The sequence below is a fragment of the Leptospira andrefontaineae genome, from assembly GCF_004770105.1.
Lineage (GTDB): Bacteria > Spirochaetota > Leptospiria > Leptospirales > Leptospiraceae > Leptospira_B > Leptospira_B andrefontaineae.
Genome location: NZ_RQEY01000016.1, coordinates 280,471 through 298,345, shown reverse-complemented (window position 1 = coordinate 298,345; position 17,875 = coordinate 280,471). Strand labels below are relative to the sequence as shown.

Sequence of the window (17,875 nt, the reverse complement as noted above, 5' to 3'; positions counted from 1 at the left end):
CTAGTCCTTGCTCGGTATTGTAAAATAAAATGTGGCACCTTGTCCCATCTTTCCCTCTGCCCAAACTTTTCCGCCATGTCTTTGAACGATCCTATCTACGATCGCAAGTCCGATTCCTGTCCCTGTGAATTCCTCGTTGGAATGTAATCTTTGGAATACCTTGAAAAGTTTATGAGAATATTGATCATCAAAACCGACTCCATTATCTTTTACGAAGAATGTTCGGTTTCCTTCTCCATTTAAAAAACCTATCTCAACAAAAGGATTTTGCGATTTGGATGAATACTTGTATGCGTTTGAGATCAGATTCAACCAAACCTGCTTTAGCATAGAAGCATCCCCCTTTACGGGAGGGAGTTCTGAAATTTCCACGATCGGGCTTCTGGACCCGTATTCCTGATTGATGATCTCTATCGAATCGGAAACCATATGTTTCATATTTATAGAATCCGATTTCGGCTCCAGTTTAGACACACGGTAGAATGCCAACAGGTCATCTATCAATTGCCCCATAAATTTGGAATTGGTAGCGATCACATTCAAAAGCCTAAGAGGTTCCGGCTCCAAAACTGCGGAATAATCTTCCAACATGATCTTGGTAAATCCGTCTATTCCTCGGATAGGAGCTCGTAAATCATGAGAAACGGAATAACTAAATGCTTCCAACTCCCGATTTGCATATTCTAATTTTCGAATATTCTCTTCGAGATCTTGGTTCAGTTGGTTGATCTGGAATTCTCTTAGATTTCTTTCGGTTACATCCAGCCATTCCACTACACTCCCGAGTCTTTCTCCGGAAGAACCGATCACAGGATCCGCACTCAAATTGAATTGTCTCCCGCCGATTGAAATGGAACTTTTATAAGTATTGGTAAATGTAGAAAGTATATATCTTTGTTTTTCCGGATGAGAATGAAAGGAATCTATACAAGATCCAAGCAATGCCTCAGGAGAAAAATCCGGATACTCGTTACGAATATTCTCCTTTGCAGCTTGGAACATATTCACGACGGAACGGTTTGTGTAGACCACATTCAGATCGTTATCCGCAATCATAATATTGCTAGAAGCGCAGTCCAAGGCGGACTTGATCATTAATATTTCCTTATAAGACTCTTCCTTTTCGGAAAGTGTATGTTCCAGAAGGTTATTTTTCTCAAAAAGAACGTTTTCTGCTTCTATTCTACGATCTGATTCTTTCTTTAAGAATCTATAAAGTACCGCTAAGATCAATATATTAAAGGAGATAGATAGGAACAGGATCCAATCGGTAATCTTCTCTTTGATTTTAGAATCGTGAACTCTTTCGGAAAGAAGTGAGACCTCTTTTTCTTTGAGTTTCTCAATTAGGCGATCAATCTCATTCTCTAATATTGCGTTTTCAGTATTAGTTTCTTTGTTCTTGAAAGTAAAATGGCCTATCTTCTGGACCAATTCTTCCTTTTTAGTAAGTAATTTTTCTAATTCTAAAAGGCTCGCCTGTTGGAGAGTATTATCCCTGGTGATATATTTCAGTTCACCCATTTTGAAGAAAAGATTCTGTTTTTCAGTTTTATAATATTCCAGGTCCTCTTTTTTTCCGGAGGCTAAAAAGAGTAAAAAACGGATCTTACTTTCTTTTACGGAAGAAGCTAAACTTTCCAATCGAGAAAGAACACTGAAAGTATGAGATTCCCAATCTTTGGATTGAGTTAGATTCCTATTGCTGATCCAAGAAGAAACGCCGATCAATAGGCCTAAAAAACCTATCCCAACAACTCCGAATCTTAGTTTAGAATCATATGAAAGCATGATAAGGAAAAACATAGATTAAAAGTTTCTAATCTTTTAATTTTGTTTCATGTTTGATCCGCGTATTTTAAATTTTTTGACCTCATTTTGCAAGATATTTACACAGTTTGGACAAAATTAATTTCCTAAACCGATTACGACCTCTAACCTCTTGATTAAGTCACATTAGATCGAAAGATTTAAATTTTATCTAAGGCTTGTCTGATCTTCAGAACCTGAGAATTTTCCGGCTCTATTCTTTGAGCTTCTCTCAAAAGGTATTTTGCTCTTTCATAATTTCTTAAAGCGATTGAGATCCTAGTCAAATTGATTAAATTTCTAACATGATCAGGTTCTCTCAAGAGTAACCTTTCGCCGAAATCTTGAGCTTTTTGGAATTGCCTTGCTCTTCTCGCTACATAAGAAGCAATAAATAGTATTTCTTTGTCCACTGGACGAATATTCAAATATTCTTCTGCAAATTGTGCGGCCTTGGAATAATTCTTTAATCGAATATGATACTTAAGTAATCCTTTTTTTACCTCAGGTAGACGATTGTCTAGTGAGTCCGCCTCTTCTAATAAAGATAATGCTTCCTTAATATTCTTATCTTGCGATTTCTCTTTTGCTTTCCGAAGAAGTTGCCGGATCTTCTCCTTCTCTCTAATCCTTTCAATTCCACCTTCTTCTTTGAAGGAAATCCGGACTAAAGATAAGTCATCGGTCAATGAACCAACTTGTTGTATCGAGCCGTATATATTAGAAAGTTCTCCTTTTCCTTCTTCAATTAGTCTCAGAAAAAGTTTTTCATCGTCGTTTATGATCCTTGCGCCTTCTTCATCATTTCCGATGAGAATATCATCCCTTCCGTCTGAGCCCGCAATAATCACATCGCCAGGCAATAATTGGAATGTTTTTACTGAAATTTTTCCATCCATTCCAGTAGTTCCCAATTTTCTGAACATAAGATCTTGTTCTATAAAGCCTGCTTTTCCGTCTCGATACAGAACAGTCCAAGGATGTTCTGCATTAATATAATATAATGTTCCTGAATTTTCATCTATCAGCCCGATCACCGAGGAAACAAGCATAGAACCTTCGAAACTTTCGAATACCTTATGTAATTCTATAAATGCGTTTTTCAGCCATCGTTCGGGAGACTGTTCCTTCATGGATTCTACGATCCGAGTCCTCTCAATGATGGATTCGCATACCGCCCCTAAAACTAAAGCACCCCCTGCTCCTTGCATGGATTTTCCCATTGCATCAGCATTTAAGAATACTATATAACGTTGTCCTCTGAGTGTGATCTGGTTTGAGATATTCATATCCCCACCAATCTCATCATTAAATCTTCTGAAGCTGAATTTTTTCTTTTGCTCTATTAGAAAGTCTACTTTAACATTTTCTGATGCTGCTTTATTTGCACCTAAAGGTTTGATCAAAAGTGAAGTAAGGAAGTAATCTCCATCCTGTTGCTGCTTGAGCTCATTTACTTCCTCCAAAGTTTTTTCTAATTCTTTGGTTCTATCTTTTACCTTTTCTTCTAGTTCATCAGCATATTGCTCGAGTCTTTTTCTGGCTGCTTGGATACTTCTCGCCATTTTATTGAAAGACCTGGCGATAAATCCGATCTCGTCCTCAACACGTGGAGTAAGTCTATAATCTAAATTTCCTGAATTTACTTCGGTTAGTCCAACGACTACTTCATCCATAGGAACTACGATCGCATTTTGGAAGAAGAATCTAAATCCAATTACGATCACGAAGAATGTCAAAACCATGGAGGCTACTAAAATAAAACTTGGATCATGATGGAATGTTCTATAATCCTTATATTCGAATCCTACCTCATAAATTTTTCCGTTCGTATTCGGAACAAAATAATAAGATAAATACATTACAGGTTTAGGGTCGGAAGTAGAATAAACTCTGGTGCCTCTATAAATCCTCTCTCCTGCGAAATGAATTGGGGCCAGAGAATTAAGCACGATCTTTGAGACCTGCTCTGAAGATTTATCTGAATTTACCGCTGTAATTGCGGATTGTTTCACATAGGCCAAGGTTTCGGACAATCCAATATCAGCCGAAACAAGCAACCCTTCGATCGATTTTTGTTTTTTACGATCAGGAAGCCTCGAGTATTTATTTCTTATAATATTCAGTTTTCCGTATATACCTCGGAAATAATCTTCTATATCTGAATCTTTTACCGTTTCATTATTCTTCGATTTCAGAAATGCACGGATTCCGGCGGCGTAAGCTTTAAAATCATTCGGAGAAGTTTCCAGGATATTCTCCGTTCTTTCCAATCTTTCCCCTGCAGGCAAACTCCCTAAATTGGAGATTTTTTGTTTTTCTCTAAAAAAGCGAACTTCTAACTCATCTTCCTTTTTGAATCTAGGGTCTTTATTCCCTCTTTCCGGTCGAAACTCATTTTTTTCCGGATCAAAGGAAACTATATATGCGAGGCCTTGCGGATCTTTTTGCTCCTGAACAGCAATGGAACTATCTCTTCTTTTCATATCATCGTAGGTCCTTTCATATCCGTTCAGGATTGAATAACCTACTAATTGATAACATACGAAGAATGTAGCTAAAGAAATTCCAATAATACGATTTAAGATCGTAGTTCTTTCTTTAGTAGCGTTGACATACACGATCATGATCAGGAACATTCCAGTTACCATTCCCAGGTTAAAGGATTGTTGATACGTTGCTCGTGCAACGGTTCCGTTCCGACTGAGTGCGTTTAAAATTCCCGGAACTACCGTGATCACAGCGTAGCTAAGAAGAATATAAATTACGGACCTTCTCTCTTTTCCTGTTTCTATGATCGCCTTCCAAATACCGATCACTAGATAACTTACTTCGTAGAATAAAATTACATATATAAAATAACTGTAAAATACATGGACCTCATAATCCCAATAGTGACTACCTGGCACGAAAGATCGAGGGGCATCCCAGCTAATATAAACATAATATCCTGTGACTAATAATACTCCTAAATAAAGAAGCCAATAGAAGATCAAACCAGGCAAGATACCTTTCTTTCTTGGCTCAGGGAAATAGATAAAGAACCCGACTAATTGAGTAAAACTCATTAATGGTCCTGCAACAGCAATGATCCTATGATGGATTGTACTTTCTTCGAATGAGATAAATCCCCAGAAATATCCTATATTATGGAAAACTGTGGTTAAAGCACAGATTCCCAAATGAAAGGCGGCCATACTTCTCTCTTTAATCGTAAGAAAGAAGAAACCGGCATACAGAAAGTACAGAACGATTAAGATCGAACCGAAAGAGTAAAAGTTAAAAAATAACGGATCCATTGATTAGTGCAGAAAAGCGTCCCGGAAGCTTAGAGTAACGATCCGACTCGGATCAAGCGTAATTTATTTCCAAAATTTTATAGGACTTCTTAGATTTGTCGGAATTCCAACATAAATTATTTAAGGTTCTTTATAAGCTCTCCTTCTTTGCATAAAGCACGTTCTAAAAAGGAATCTACTTGACCTAGGAAGCGAAAAAGAGAAGCTTACTGGAAATATCGGCCAACCTACTCTTCTCCGATTCATGCAAACATCTTCTATAAAAAAACTTCCACTATATCTACTTTTCCCGATCGTATTCTGCCTAGCATATCTATTAGCAAATCCTGGATTCTTTAGCCAACCATACCAAGAAACCGGAGATTATGCCGCAAACGCTCTCCAGATCTGGAAAGCGGGAAAATTGGAGGAAAGTTTAGGAGCATACTCCCGCTTTTTAGTAAATCATCCAGGGCCTATAGTATTCTATTATCTGGCTCTTGCAGAAAAAATATTTTTCTTCGTGAAATCTCCTCACGGAGCCCACTCAATTGGGATCATTCTTTATAATCTTTTTTTCCTTCTGATAGGATTAAGAATTCTTCATACAAAATTAGAGGAAAACAGATCTCTAGTTCTATTATTTACTTCGTTGGTCTTAGGCTTAACTCCACTTCTACCGAATGCTTTTTCAAATATCTGGGGCCCCGGTGTAGTTCTTTTACCTACCTTAGTGTTGATCCTCTCTTTAACCGATTTCTCGCAAGGTTCTATCCGAAATTTTTTCTGGGTTGTAGTTTGTGCGAATATCATTGTTCAAAATCAGATTGTAGGGATTTCCTTTATCGTTCCGATGTTTGCAGTCGGATGTTTTTATTTTTATAAGAACAAAGGACTCTCTCAGTACAAAACAAAAGAGTTTGGATTAAACATTCTTCTTGCGGCAACATTCACGATCATCTGCTGGATCCCTCCGCTTATAGAACAATTCACCAACTCTCCGGGAAACTTAAGTAAGATAATAGGGCTAGCGCTTAAAAATTCTACCTTTCATAAATTAGGTCCTACATTACAATATGTTTTGTCTTATTACATTTTTCCACTTAGTATTCCTAAACAGGTCCCCGCACTTTTAATTGTAGGTATATTGTTCGGAATTCCAAGTTTCTGGAAGAATAAATTACAAGAATTCGATAGATCTTTGCTCAAAATCCTGATCTGGGCGTTCTTCATTACGTTATTTGGTGCGTTCAAGATGAAGGGTGGGCAGATCTCCCATATCTATTGGTTCACCTATATTTTGGCAGGACTTCTCTATTATTTAAATCTAAAGATCATTTTATCCAAATTAGAATTTCCGGATGCCAGAAACTTCCAAATATATTTCATTTCTATAATATTTCTCTGCATTGCCATATATGGGAAAAATACGGAGTTTGAATATGATGATAGGCCTGAAAAATTCGTAACCTCGATATCTCCTCAAAAAGAGAATAAATACAGAATTCGTTGGAAATCTGATCCTAAAGATTTCGGACAAGGGGATCTTAGTTTAGGAATTCTCCTAAAATTAACCAGAGAAGGATATAATTCCTGCTTAAATGAAGAATGGCATTTTTTAGTTCCGAAATCTTTCCGATGTCTCGACTCGGAACCGGCAATTACAATCACATTAGAAACGCCAGAAAAAGAAAGTGAAGAGTTTCAAATTCTAAATAAGAACTCTTTTCATTATAAATCCACTATAGTAAGGATCATTGAATGAAAGAATATTTCCTGGGAATTTTTAGACCTGACGAAAGGGAAATCGCACCTTTTAACGGGGCAAGAACCTTGGGTTTTTTTATGCTGATCTACGGGCATATGTACCGGACTGTTTATACCTTTATTCCGGATATAGACCCATACTTAAGAAACTTCTTAAATAATGGATCTGTTTGTTTAGATCTATTCTTCCCATTGAGCGGATTTCTGATCGCAAGCCCTCTGTTTGCAGAATTGGAATCTAAGGGCACAATTAACTGGAAGTTTTTCTATTTAAAACGTTCCTTAAGGATATTTCCTCCGTTTTATATTTTTCTAATATTGCAATATTTCATATTTATCCCGATTATTCTAAAAAGCACTCCTCCTGAATTTGCTATCCAAATCGAAGCAGCCAAAAGTAAGATCTGGTTCGACTTTCTCTATCTTTCCGATTATTTTAAGGGAACCATGTTTCACGGTTGGTCTCTCTCTTTAGAAGAACAATTCTATATCGCTTTCCCAATCTTTCTTTTAGTTATTTTTAGATATGTTCCGAAACGTTTTAGATTAGGATTTTTAATTATTCTTACCTCTATCCCTTTGATCTATCGTGCAATCTTTATGTATACCATAGTCCTAAAGACGACCGGTTCTCAAAGTGTAGATCTATACAATGCTAATATCTATTACCCGTTCCACGGACATATAGATTCGGTTTTATACGGGATCATATTCGCATATATATTCAATTTCCATAAATCATGGGTCGAGAAGGCACTTCAATTAGGACCTTGGGCGAATTATTTACATGCGGGACTTTGGATCGGACTCTTTACATATACTGCATTAGTGGATGAATTCAAAATGGGATTTCATCAGATTATTCGGTTCCCAAGTTTTGCATTATTGTGGATCGGGATTTTTATTCTCTCCATGCGAAAAGGAGACCCGATCGGAAAATTCCTTTCTTGGAAAGGTTTCTCTCCTTTTGCAAAATTATCTTACTGTGCTTATATCATCCATATCGTTGTGATGACACCTCTTTCCAGAAGATTACTTTTTGCGGATAAAAAATTAGAGCAGCACGAATTCTTGCTCTATACCATTCCAGTCGGGCTTGCAGTTTTCTTCTTTGCGTATTTCTATCATTTGGTCACTGAAAAACCGTTTGCGATCCTCAAAGATAAATTGATCGCAAAGTACAAAGTCAAGATGACTTCTCAAGTTTTCAGCGAGCAATTGCAGAAGGTCTCACAGTCCTAAAATCAAAACACGGACTTGATACAGCTCAACTAATAGGGACATAAACGAAGCTTTTTCGGGAGAATGTCCCGAAAAAGCGCCCATTCCTTTCTTTTTCCAAAATTATTGGGGAAGAAGAGAGCAAAGAAGTTCGTGAAAGGGCGTTTTTTGCTTGCTATAAAAAAATCGAATATGCACACAAGGTTCGTTACCCACATGGAAATAACGGTTCAAGGCGACATCCACATCATCAAAATTTCCGGATCCATTCTGCAATCCGACAGCGAGGAACTGGACCGCAATCTGAGCGACCATAATTTCGAACCTTCTCCTAAGATCATAATCGATCTTACAGAGGTGAGTCATATTTGCTCAACTGCATTAGGGATCCTAGTCTCCTACAAAAAAAAGTTCAACTCCGCAGAAGGAGACATCATCATCGTAGTGAACGACGACGATCTTCTCCAACTATTCGAGATCACAATGTTGGACAAAGTGTTCAAAGTTCTTCCTACAATTGAAGATGCTTTTGACGAGTTCAAATTGGGAAATTGAAATCCCTTTCTTTAGCTTCCAACAATTCTCATAAAGTTCGCGAAATTCGAGCCATCCTTTCTCCTTTAGGGTTCACATTATCCACCCCGAAGGAGTTAGGGATCGATTTCGGTCCGGAAGAAACTGGTAAAACTTTTACTGAGAACGCACTTCTCAAAGCCAGGGAATTATACTCTCTTTCTAAACTTCCTTCCTTAGCAGACGATTCAGGAATCTGTGTAGAAGCTTTAGGGGGAGAACCTGGAGTCTATTCAGCTCGTTTCGGCGGAGAAGGTTTAGACGACGAAGGAAGAGCAAGACTTCTCTTGGAAAAAATGAAAGGGGAAAAGAATCGCAACGCAAAATACGTATGCGTGATTGCGTTAGTCTCTTCGGAAGGAGAATTTACTTTCGAAGGAGAATGCCCTGGACTCATCTCTGATATTTATGATACCAGCGGAAATGGATTCGGATACGATCCTATTTTTTATTACCCGCCCTTCTCCGCTCATTTTTCCCAAGTCTCGGATGAAAAAAAGAATTCAGTTTCTCATCGAAAACATGCATTGGAGGAGTTAGTAAAATATCTGAAAACATATTCACAAAACTGAATATGTTTCGAATGAAACTTTTGTATAAATATAAGCGATCTTATTCCGCTTCTGTAAGAACAGGTCCACCTGCCAGGCGTTTGTAAAATTCCTGGCCTTCTCTTTCTAAGAAATCTTCGTAAGTTCCTTTGAAGTCTCGGATACCTTCTGTGGTAACTTCCAGAACTCTGGTTGCAATCGAACTTATGAATTCCCTGTCATGAGAAACGAATAGGATCGTTCCTTCAAATTTAGTGAGTGCGTAGTTCAAGGATTCGATAGATTCCAAATCCAAGTGGTTTGTAGGTTCATCCAAAGCCAGGAGATTATCCTGGGCCATGATCATCTTTCCTAAAATAATCCTAGACTTTTCTCCTCCGGAAAGAACTTGAGTAGGTTTTTTAGCCATGTCCCCGCTAAAAAGCATTCTTCCCAAAACAGCTCGGATCTCTTCCATCTCAGTTCCCGGAGGAGCATATCTATATAACCATTCTATAATGGAATCTGCATCTTCTCCGATCCCTTCTCTATGATCTTGAGGGAAAATAGACGCCTCAACAGAATCCCCAAATGCTACACTACCTGAATCCGGCTCGATTTGTTTCATCAGAGTTTTTAAGAGAGTCGTTTTTCCGACACCGTTGGTTCCGATGATCGCGATCTTCTCACCTTTAGTGATATTGATCGTAAAATCCTTATAGATCACTCGATCTTCGTAGGCTTTTGTGATATTGTCCGCAAGGATCACATCCTTTCCGAGAACTCGTTTCATTTTGAAAACGATATAAGGGAATAATCTGGAAGAAGGCCTGATCTCCGTCATATTGTCTTTGATCTTCTCGATCATCTTCTGACGTGAAGTTGCCTGTTTGGATTTTGCAGCGTTAGCGCTGAATCTGCTTACGAACTCTTGTAATTCTGCAATTTTTTCTTTTGATCTTTTATTATCAGATTGAGCTCTTTCTCTGGCAGCTTGAGAAGCTTCCATATACTCGTCGTAGTTTCCAGGATAAACAGTCATCGTTTGATAATCTAAGTCGCAAATATGAGAAGCAACAGAGTTGATAAAGTGACGGTCGTGGGAGATAACAATAACAACTCCCTTATAGTTCAATAAGAAAGATTCCAACCAATGAATCGTCTTGATATCCAAGTGGTTAGTAGGCTCGTCCAAAAGTAAAACATCAGGTTTTTGGAATAGAACCTGAGCGAGTAATACCCTAAGTTTAAATCCGCCTGTTAAAAAAGAAAGTGTCTGACTATGGATGTTTGTGGGGATTCCTAAACCTTCCAATAATTCTCCGGCAACACTTTCCGCTTCGTAACCACCCATCTCTCCGAAAGCTTCCTCTAGTTCGGAAACTCGGATCCCGTCCTCATCGGACATTTCAGGTTTGGAATAAATTTCGTCTCTTTCTTTGGCGATTGTCCAAAGTTCCTTATTCCCCATCATCACAGTATTCAATACTGTTTCGTTTTCGTATTCGTAATGGTCCTGTTTTAAGTAACCTACTTTGACTCCTACGTCGATGGCAACGGAACCTGCGGCAGCTTGTTCCATTCCTGCAAGGATTTTCATAAAAGTGGATTTACCGGAACCGTTGGCTCCGATCAGACCGTATCTGCAGTTTTCCTTAAACTTAACAGTAACGTTTTCAAAAAGAATTTTCTTTCCGAAATTCAGAGATAAACCCGAAACGCTGATCATACAACCTACCTAAAGACCGAGGGAATTTTATAAAAAGAGGGGATAGGACCATAGTTTATAGGGTGCTGTAATTCGCCAAGCGAATCCTAGCCCTGGTCTATTCGCTCAATTTACGCAATTCTTCAATACCTGGTAGATTAGATAAGTCCGGAACGATAACAATTTCTATCCTTCGATTCGCGGTTCTATTCTCAACGCTTGTATTCGGGACAGAAGGGCGAGAAGATCCCATGGAAGCTGCACTGATCCTTTCTTCAGGCATTCCGGATTTCACCATAGTATGCAATACAGTCAAAGCTCTTGCAGATGCAAGTTCCCAGTTAGAATATCCTTTGATACCGGTGGGCACGTCGTCCGTATGACCTTCTACTTGGAATCTTCTTCCATGAAGAGAAGATAGAATTCCAGTGACTTCCTTAATTGCATCGATTCCTTTGGATGATAAACTCGCAGAACCTGGAGGGAATAATATATCGGAAGAAAGTATAACCACCATTCTTCCATCTACGATCCGGATCTTAAGTTTTCCGGAATCGATCATTCCTTTAAAACTTTCTAATAAGCTTCTGTAATCGGCGATCCTTCTTTCCGTTTCTTCTTGGATCCTTTTCATATCTTCTACGGATCTTTGGAGAGAAGACTTATCCTTTTCCAAATTGGAAAGATCTCTAGCTTTCTCGTCGTACATTGCCTGTAAGGCGTCGTACTTAGATTGAGAAACACAATTGGACAGAATGGAAATAGAAACAAAGACTAAGGTAAGAATACCCAGATTCCTTTTCATGATTCCTCCGAGTTTTTTACTTAGAACAGGGCGCATAATTAATTTATCGTTTTTTTCCCACTTTTCACGAGGGATTCTCTTCGATTTTCTGAATTATTTTCGAAAAAATCTGGCGAGAATGTACGATCCGAGTTAGTCTGTTAGTAATCATGCGATCTTTTTTATTAGAACTTCCCCGACTAGGATTCTTTCCCTTAATTTTGTTTTTATTCTTAATGATCCAGTCCGGCCTATACGCTCAAACTTCTCCGGCAAATCCGCCAGCCAACTCAAAAGAGTCCATAGCAGGAGGACCTCCTACATTTAAGAAGTTGGTAGAAGAAGTTAAGGTTTCTCTAAAAGACAGAGGATACGTAGTAGATAGAAAATCCCATTTCACAGGTTCAGTGTTCAAAGGGAACACTGTATCTTTCAAACTCCAATTCCCGGAAGGTAAGGACAGAAAGATCGTCCGTAAGTTAGGAGTCGGCCTTGCTCACGAAAATCCGGACCAATCCGTTATGGTCCATATCTTCCAATCAGATAGTGAAGATAGAAAATTATCTCCTTTGTTTACAGGATTTGTAGAACCTTCTTTCGTATATGAATGGGAAGCCAGGTTCGGAGAGAATCATTTCTTAGTAGAGATCAGATTAGATGAATCAGAGTCTAACGTTGCAAACTTTGAATTGATATTCGGCAGTCAATTATACACACCTGCAGCAGCATTCGGGCGAGAAGAGAAAGATCAGAACCTGAACCAACCAGGTTCACCTGGCAAAAAACAACCAGGGGCAGAAGGAAGGCTTCCGGGTACAAGTGAGTTGAACAACTACTTCGAAGTTTTTAAAAAAGAGTTCTGAATCTCTAAACTGCATTACAATCGGATAAGACTAACTTTCAAGCAAGATTGACTTAAATAACTAATGCCATTAAGTTAATGAATTGCGGAATTCTGGCGTTTGTTATATCTTCGCTAATATAGTGAAATTTCTATCCTAAAGGATAGATCTTCCGGCGATTTCGAGATCTCTTCGATCTTCAGACAAAAAAATAAATTCGCCGGATTAATCCTCCTAAAAGAGGTCGGATCGGTGAAAAAGAAGGACGGTAGCCCTGTCTACCCCACAAACGGAGTTTTCAGAAATTCTCGTGAGAGAATTTTAGAAGGCGCTGCGATAGCTTTCGCTCGCAAGGGTTTCCACGGAACTTCTCTGAGAGAGATCAGCAGAGAATGCGGGTTGGAGCAGCCTAGCATTTACCATCACTTCCATTCCAAAGAAAACCTATTTAGAAAAGCGTTGGTCGCCACTCATTTGATGATATTGAACGATATCCGAAGCAGAGTGGTGAAAGACAAAGGTTTAAGAGAAGAAGTTGTCTCAGTCTTCCAAGCAATTTGCGATATAGCGAGACAGTTTCCTGATAGAGCCAAGCTTCCGTTTAGTTTGGTATATTCTGCGCCTGAAAATCTGGTCCAAGAATATACGAATCATTATGGGGCCCAGTATAGAAAGTTACTAGATGCGGCCGTAGATCGTAATCCCCCAGCCAAAAATGCAGAACTCAAACTTTCTCTGCTCGTGGATCTATTACATAGTTTGATACTTTCGATTTCCTCAGAGCGATTTTTTGAGGATCGGGTCAGAGGTTTGGAAGAAAGGGTCGATCATATCCTTCTTACTTAGGCCCGAAAGCCAAGTTTAAGACTGTTTTTTTTCTCGTAAGCCTCGGTCGGTTAGGTTTTCTGGTCCCCATGAGCGCACCTGAAATCGTACCAATCGGCCAACTCCCTCCATTAGGAGTGGTCCCTAAGAAAATGCATGCACAGGTCATCCGACCAGAGCGTTTTGGAGACCCAATCAAGTCTATCCAACACGAAGAGATCGACGTTCCTGAAATTAAACCTGACGAAGTGCTGGTTGCAGTTATGGCGGCCGGAATCAATTATAATAACGTATGGGCTGGTCTCGGATTCCCGGTCGATGTGATCGGAGCGAGAAACAAAAAAGGCGAACCTGAAAAGTTCCATATCGGTGGTTCAGACGCATCCGGGATCGTATACAAAGTAGGTTCCGAAGTTAAGAATGTAAAAGTGGGAGACGAAGTTGTCCTACACTGCGGGATCTGGGATAAGAACGATCCTTGGGTCAAAGAAGGGAAAGATCCTATGTTTGCGCCTTCCCAATTAATTTGGGCATACGAAACTAACTGGGGTTCCTTTGCACAGTTCTGTAAAGTCCAAGACCACCAATGTCTTCCTAAACCAAAACATCTTTCTTGGGAAGAAGCAGCTGCTTACATGCTCGTTGGAGCAACCGCATACAGAATGCTTCACCACTGGAAACCGAACGATGTAAAACCGGGAGACGTGGTATTGATCTGGGGAGGAGCTGGTGGACTTGGAGCCATGGCTATCCAGATCGTTAAAGCTGCTGGTGGAATTCCAATCGCAGTAGTATCTTCCGATGATAAGATCGAGTTCTGTAAAAACTTAGGCGCTGCCGGAGTGATTAATAGAAATAACTTCAAACATTGGGGCGCTCTCACTTCTGATATCAATAAGCCTGAAGTATTTGTAGAATGGACCAAACAAGCCAGAGAATTCGGAAAGGCTATCTGGGACATCGCTGGAAAAGGAAACAATCCTAAGATCGTATTCGAACATCCAGGTGAAACCACCATCCCTACTTCAGTATTCGTTTGTGAAACTGGAGGAATGGTAGTTATCTGTGCAGGAACAACCGGTTACAACGCAACTGTTGACTTAAGATATCTATGGATGCGCCAAAAACGTCTCCAAGGTTCTCACTTCGCAAACGACGAAAATGCTATCGGTCTAAACCAGTTAGTAATCGATAAGAAGGTGGACCCTGCACTCTCTCATACTTACAAGTTTGAAGAGACAGCGCAAGCTCACCAATTAATGAAAGAAAACAAACACCCTGCAGGAAACATGAGTATCTTAGTCGGAGCGGACAAGCTCGGATTAGGTAAAAAGTAACCTGAAACAAAAGGGCTTGGGATTAAAACCCGAGCCCTTCTTATTTTACTCCATTTAAAAATCATAAAATACGATCATGAAAGCCGTACAACTCTCCTCCTTCGGAAAAGAAAATCTTTCCCTAGTCGATTTACCTGATCCAGGTAAGCCAGGCCCTGGAGAAGTTTTAGTTCGTTTCAGAGCGGCTTCTTTGAATTTCAGGGATTATCTTGTTGTCCAAGGAAAGTATAATCCGAATTTTCCAGTACCAATGGTTCCATGTAGCGACGGCTCAGGAGAAATTGTAGATATCGGGGAGAATGTCACCGGATTCAAAGCAGGAGACAAGATCAACGCAACCTTCGCACCTTATTGGTTATCTGGACACGCAAACAAAAAAGAACTCAGGACCACATTAGGCGGCCCTTTGGACGGAACACTCAGACAATATGCAATTCTTCCTGCTACTGGCGTGGTTCCGATGCCTTCTCATCTTAGCTTCGAAGAAGCTGCCACGCTCCCTTGTGCAGGACTTACCGCTTGGTCTTCTTTTTTTGTAGAGAACCAACTCAAAAAAGGGGAATCAGTAGTTATACAAGGAACCGGTGGAGTCTCCTTATTCGCATTACAATTTGCTAAAGCTATTGGAGCGACAGTCTATCTCACTTCTTCTTCCGATGAAAAACTGGAAAGAGGGAAATCCTTAGGCGCAGACCATCTGATCAATTATAGAAATATTACTTCTTGGGGTGAAAAGATCAGAGAGCTTACAGGCGGAGAAGGCGTGGATCATATCGTAGAAGTAGGAGGAGCCGGAACCTTAGAACAATCCATTAAAGCAGTAAAACTGTTCGGCACAATCCATTTGATCGGGATTTTAGCCGGAGCAATTAAAGATTTGAACCTTCTACCTTTAGTCATGAACCAGATCAAAGTCCAAGGGATCGTAGTTGGTCATAGAGAAGGTTTCCTTGCTATGAACAAAAAAATTGAAGAATGGAAACTGAAACCTGTAGTAGATAAGGTCTATGAACTTTCCGAATTCAAAGATGCATTAGAGTATCTTAAAGACGGAAAACATTTCGGAAAGATCGTAGTTCGAATTCCTTAATATCTTCCGCCTTTATAATCTGACTAAGCTACAGAAGCAGGCAATCGTTTAGATTCCTTTTTAGAATTATAAAGATAATCTTTTTCTTTATAAGCCATAAATCTTCCGAAACCGTTTTCTTTTCCGATCTCAGGAAGAACAGTCCCGTTCTCAACGGCAACCTTTCCGTTAATCAAGACTGCACGGATCGCTTCTTCGTTTCGGCGAACCAAGCGGACCATTCCACCGAATTCAGGCATTGGAGTTTCTTGGATGGTTTCCACCTTTTCGTTCAAGCCGTTTGGATTTAAAAGAACGATGTCAGCTTGGGCTCCGACTTTCAATTTGCCTGTATCCAGACCAAACCAATCTGCAATCTCTCCAGTAACTCTCCAGACTGCTTTTTCCGCAGAAAGGAAAGGTTTTTCCTCTAATTCCGCGTCTCTTACTAATTTCAAAAAACGTAATGGAAAATTATAATGTGCCATTCCTCTTAAGTGAGCACCTGCATCAGAGAACCCGATCAACACATCCGGATGACTAACTATATATTTTAAAGGACCCTTACGATCATTTCCGATAACAGTATACCAACGGATATCATTTCCATATTCCGCGCATAGATCCAAAAATGTTTCGACCACATGTTGTTTTCTTTCTTTAGCTAATTCGGAGAAAGATCTACCAACCAGTTTTTGGTCTGGACATTCTACAATTTTGGATTCATTAAAGTCTCGATGAAACACTCTAGGCAGGAACCAATTCGTCCATTGTCTTCGGAACCATTTTCTATATCCTTTATCAAGAAGGAGTTTTCTGCGTTCCGCAAGATCTGCTAAATGTATAGCAGCGGTCCCTGCACCGAATTCCTCGAAGACTACTACATCCACTCCATCCGCGTAAAGATCGAATACGGCAGGGACAGCCTGCAAACGAACATCTCCTTTCAAGATCGTATTCACAATTCGAGTTAGAAACGCGACCAACTTATAAATAGAACGATTAGATCTTGGGTCCATGAGAGAAATGATTGTGGTCTTTAGTTTTTTTCTGAAAATCCCCAGACTTTCCTTAAAGAAGAGCAACACATTGTACTTTGTAGAAACGTTCGGCACTCCCTGGAAAATCCGACCTTCTCTTCGAACGATTCGATTCAATCTGCTTATCTCGGACCATTTTGCAAATGTGGAAGGAAGGGGTTTACTTCTAAAACGACTTCCATCCATCTTATCCCAGGTAAGAGTATTGATAGAAAGCCCTAAGTATCCACAATCGATTGCTTCTTGCAAAAGTTTTTCCATTTGAAGCATTTCTTGTTCTGTAGGTTTCACTCCATAAGAAAGAGATCTTTCTAACCCCATAGAATAAGATCTGATAGCAGAATGTCCTAAGAACGTAGAGACATTCGGACCCAATGGAAGAGAATTCAAATGATCCGCATATTCTTTCATTGAATTCCAAGTTTTCTTTTTTTGTAATAGAGGAAGTACCTGCTCTCTTGGGATCGCTTCTACCCTACTGAACATGTCGGCAAGATCTTCCGGTGATCCGATACAAAGACTGAGAGAACAACTTCCCATTGTGATGGTAGTTACTCCATGCATCACGGATTCTTTGAGCCCGGGAGAAGCTTCTACCTCTGCATCATAATGTGTATGAAAATCTATAAATCCTGGAGTAACCCAAAGTCCCTTCGCATCATATATCTTCTTTGCATCACCTGGAATTGATTTAGAAATTTCTACAATCTTACCATCAAGAACTGCTACATCTCCAACAAAGGATTCGTTTCCTTCACCATCGAATATTCTTCCATTTTTAATAAGAACATCGTACTTCATATGATTCCTCTTCTTTATTCTATCTCGAAGTGCTTCGCTACGAAAGTGTATAATAATCCGCAGTCAATCTTTTTCAAATTTTTAGAATATAGATGAACTAATGTTCACAAAAAATAAAATGATAAGTTCAATGTATGCGATCATTTATTGTCTTACTTCGGTATTGTTGGGCATATACGAACCTTCGCCCATGCAACCGCTAAAAGTATCGATCTACTGAATTATCGCAGAGCTCCGAATATTCTCTTAGGTTCCCTGCAAAATTCCTCATCCTAAATTAGAACATGCTCA

Annotated in this window: 13 protein-coding genes; 8 read left to right on the top strand and 5 right to left on the bottom strand. The window is 39.5% G+C overall.

Going from position 1 to position 17,875, the window contains the following annotated elements:
- Together EHO65_RS11315 and EHO65_RS11310 are read right to left on the bottom strand one after the other, a co-directional pair.
- Complete coding sequence (locus tag EHO65_RS11315) at positions 1-1,806, bottom strand: ATP-binding protein (RefSeq protein WP_244243511.1); 1,806 nt, start codon at positions 1,804-1,806, stop codon at positions 1-3.
- Between the two features lie 164 nt (positions 1,807-1,970).
- Positions 1,971-5,108 carry a SpoIIE family protein phosphatase gene (locus EHO65_RS11310; protein ID WP_135774358.1) on the bottom strand — a complete coding sequence of 1,046 codons (3,138 nt, stop codon included), beginning with the start codon at positions 5,106-5,108 and terminating at the stop codon, positions 1,971-1,973.
- 244 nt (positions 5,109-5,352) lie between these two features.
- On the opposite strand from EHO65_RS11310, the gene EHO65_RS11305 reads away from it, so the two are divergent.
- The 4 genes from EHO65_RS11305 (at position 5,353) to rdgB (ending at position 9,220) form a co-directional block, all read left to right on the top strand.
- Positions 5,353-6,852 carry a hypothetical protein gene (locus EHO65_RS11305; RefSeq protein ID WP_135774356.1) on the top strand — a complete coding sequence of 500 codons (1,500 nt, stop codon included), beginning with the start codon at positions 5,353-5,355 and terminating at the stop codon, positions 6,850-6,852.
- Positions 6,849-8,096: an acyltransferase family protein gene (locus EHO65_RS11300; protein ID WP_135774354.1), complete on the top strand. Its 1,248-nt coding sequence runs from the start codon at positions 6,849-6,851 to the stop codon at positions 8,094-8,096. The genes EHO65_RS11305 and EHO65_RS11300 overlap by 4 nt, the downstream gene beginning before the upstream one ends.
- A 195-nt stretch (positions 8,097-8,291) precedes the next feature.
- Complete coding sequence (locus EHO65_RS11295; RefSeq protein ID WP_010514772.1) at positions 8,292-8,630, top strand: STAS domain-containing protein; 339 nt, start codon at positions 8,292-8,294, stop codon at positions 8,628-8,630.
- Positions 8,627-9,220 carry an RdgB/HAM1 family non-canonical purine NTP pyrophosphatase gene (gene rdgB, locus EHO65_RS11290; protein ID WP_135774352.1) on the top strand — a complete coding sequence of 198 codons (594 nt, stop codon included), beginning with the start codon at positions 8,627-8,629 and terminating at the stop codon, positions 9,218-9,220. Before EHO65_RS11295 ends, rdgB begins: the two co-directional genes overlap by 4 nt.
- A gap of 40 nt (positions 9,221-9,260) precedes the next feature.
- Here rdgB and EHO65_RS11285 read toward each other — a convergent pair whose 3' ends face one another.
- Together EHO65_RS11285 and EHO65_RS11280 are read right to left on the bottom strand one after the other, a co-directional pair.
- Positions 9,261-10,907: an ATP-binding cassette domain-containing protein gene (locus tag EHO65_RS11285; protein WP_135774350.1), complete on the bottom strand. Its 1,647-nt coding sequence runs from the start codon at positions 10,905-10,907 to the stop codon at positions 9,261-9,263.
- A gap of 97 nt (positions 10,908-11,004) precedes the next feature.
- Positions 11,005-11,691, bottom strand: a complete 687-nt coding sequence (locus tag EHO65_RS11280; protein ID WP_167482025.1) for an OmpA/MotB family protein — start codon at positions 11,689-11,691, stop codon at positions 11,005-11,007.
- 200 nt (positions 11,692-11,891) lie between these two features.
- Here EHO65_RS11280 and EHO65_RS11275 point away from each other — a divergent pair, with 200 nt between their 5' ends.
- From EHO65_RS11275 to EHO65_RS11260, 4 genes are all read left to right on the top strand, one after another.
- Complete coding sequence (locus EHO65_RS11275; protein WP_244243510.1) at positions 11,892-12,533, top strand: hypothetical protein; 642 nt, start codon at positions 11,892-11,894, stop codon at positions 12,531-12,533.
- 231 nt (positions 12,534-12,764) lie between these two features.
- Positions 12,765-13,358, top strand: a complete 594-nt coding sequence (locus EHO65_RS11270; protein ID WP_135774344.1) for a TetR/AcrR family transcriptional regulator — start codon at positions 12,765-12,767, stop codon at positions 13,356-13,358.
- Between the two features lie 68 nt (positions 13,359-13,426).
- The gene (gene ccrA / locus EHO65_RS11265) at positions 13,427-14,674 is read left to right on the top strand and encodes a crotonyl-CoA carboxylase/reductase (RefSeq protein WP_135774342.1); all 1,248 of its coding nucleotides are present in this window, start codon (positions 13,427-13,429) and stop codon (positions 14,672-14,674) included.
- Between the two features lie 76 nt (positions 14,675-14,750).
- Positions 14,751-15,764: a zinc-dependent alcohol dehydrogenase family protein gene (locus EHO65_RS11260; RefSeq protein WP_135774340.1), complete on the top strand. Its 1,014-nt coding sequence runs from the start codon at positions 14,751-14,753 to the stop codon at positions 15,762-15,764.
- 23 nt (positions 15,765-15,787) lie between these two features.
- Here EHO65_RS11260 and EHO65_RS11255 read toward each other — a convergent pair whose 3' ends face one another.
- Positions 15,788-17,584: an N-acyl-D-amino-acid deacylase family protein gene (locus tag EHO65_RS11255; RefSeq protein ID WP_135774339.1), complete on the bottom strand. Its 1,797-nt coding sequence runs from the start codon at positions 17,582-17,584 to the stop codon at positions 15,788-15,790.
- Positions 17,585-17,875 lie beyond the last annotated feature (291 nt).

Excerpts from the sequence above, each read along its gene's own strand:
- ccrA (WP_135774342.1), top strand. The coding sequence starts at position 13,427 with ATGAGCGCACCTGAAATCGTACCAATCGGCCAACTCCCTCCATTAGGA.
- EHO65_RS11295 (WP_010514772.1), top strand. The coding sequence starts at position 8,292 with ATGGAAATAACGGTTCAAGGCGACATCCACATCATCAAAATTTCCGGA.
- EHO65_RS11315 (WP_244243511.1), bottom strand. The coding sequence starts at position 1,806 with ATGTTTTTCCTTATCATGCTTTCATATGATTCTAAACTAAGATTCGGA.
- EHO65_RS11305 (WP_135774356.1), top strand. The coding sequence starts at position 5,353 with ATGCAAACATCTTCTATAAAAAAACTTCCACTATATCTACTTTTCCCG.
- EHO65_RS11310 (WP_135774358.1), bottom strand. The coding sequence starts at position 5,108 with ATGGATCCGTTATTTTTTAACTTTTACTCTTTCGGTTCGATCTTAATC.
- EHO65_RS11260 (WP_135774340.1), top strand. The coding sequence starts at position 14,751 with ATGAAAGCCGTACAACTCTCCTCCTTCGGAAAAGAAAATCTTTCCCTA.
- EHO65_RS11300 (WP_135774354.1), top strand. The coding sequence starts at position 6,849 with ATGAAAGAATATTTCCTGGGAATTTTTAGACCTGACGAAAGGGAAATC.
- EHO65_RS11285 (WP_135774350.1), bottom strand. The coding sequence starts at position 10,907 with ATGATCAGCGTTTCGGGTTTATCTCTGAATTTCGGAAAGAAAATTCTT.
- EHO65_RS11255 (WP_135774339.1), bottom strand. The coding sequence starts at position 17,584 with ATGAAGTACGATGTTCTTATTAAAAATGGAAGAATATTCGATGGTGAA.
- EHO65_RS11280 (WP_167482025.1), bottom strand. The coding sequence starts at position 11,691 with ATGAAAAGGAATCTGGGTATTCTTACCTTAGTCTTTGTTTCTATTTCC.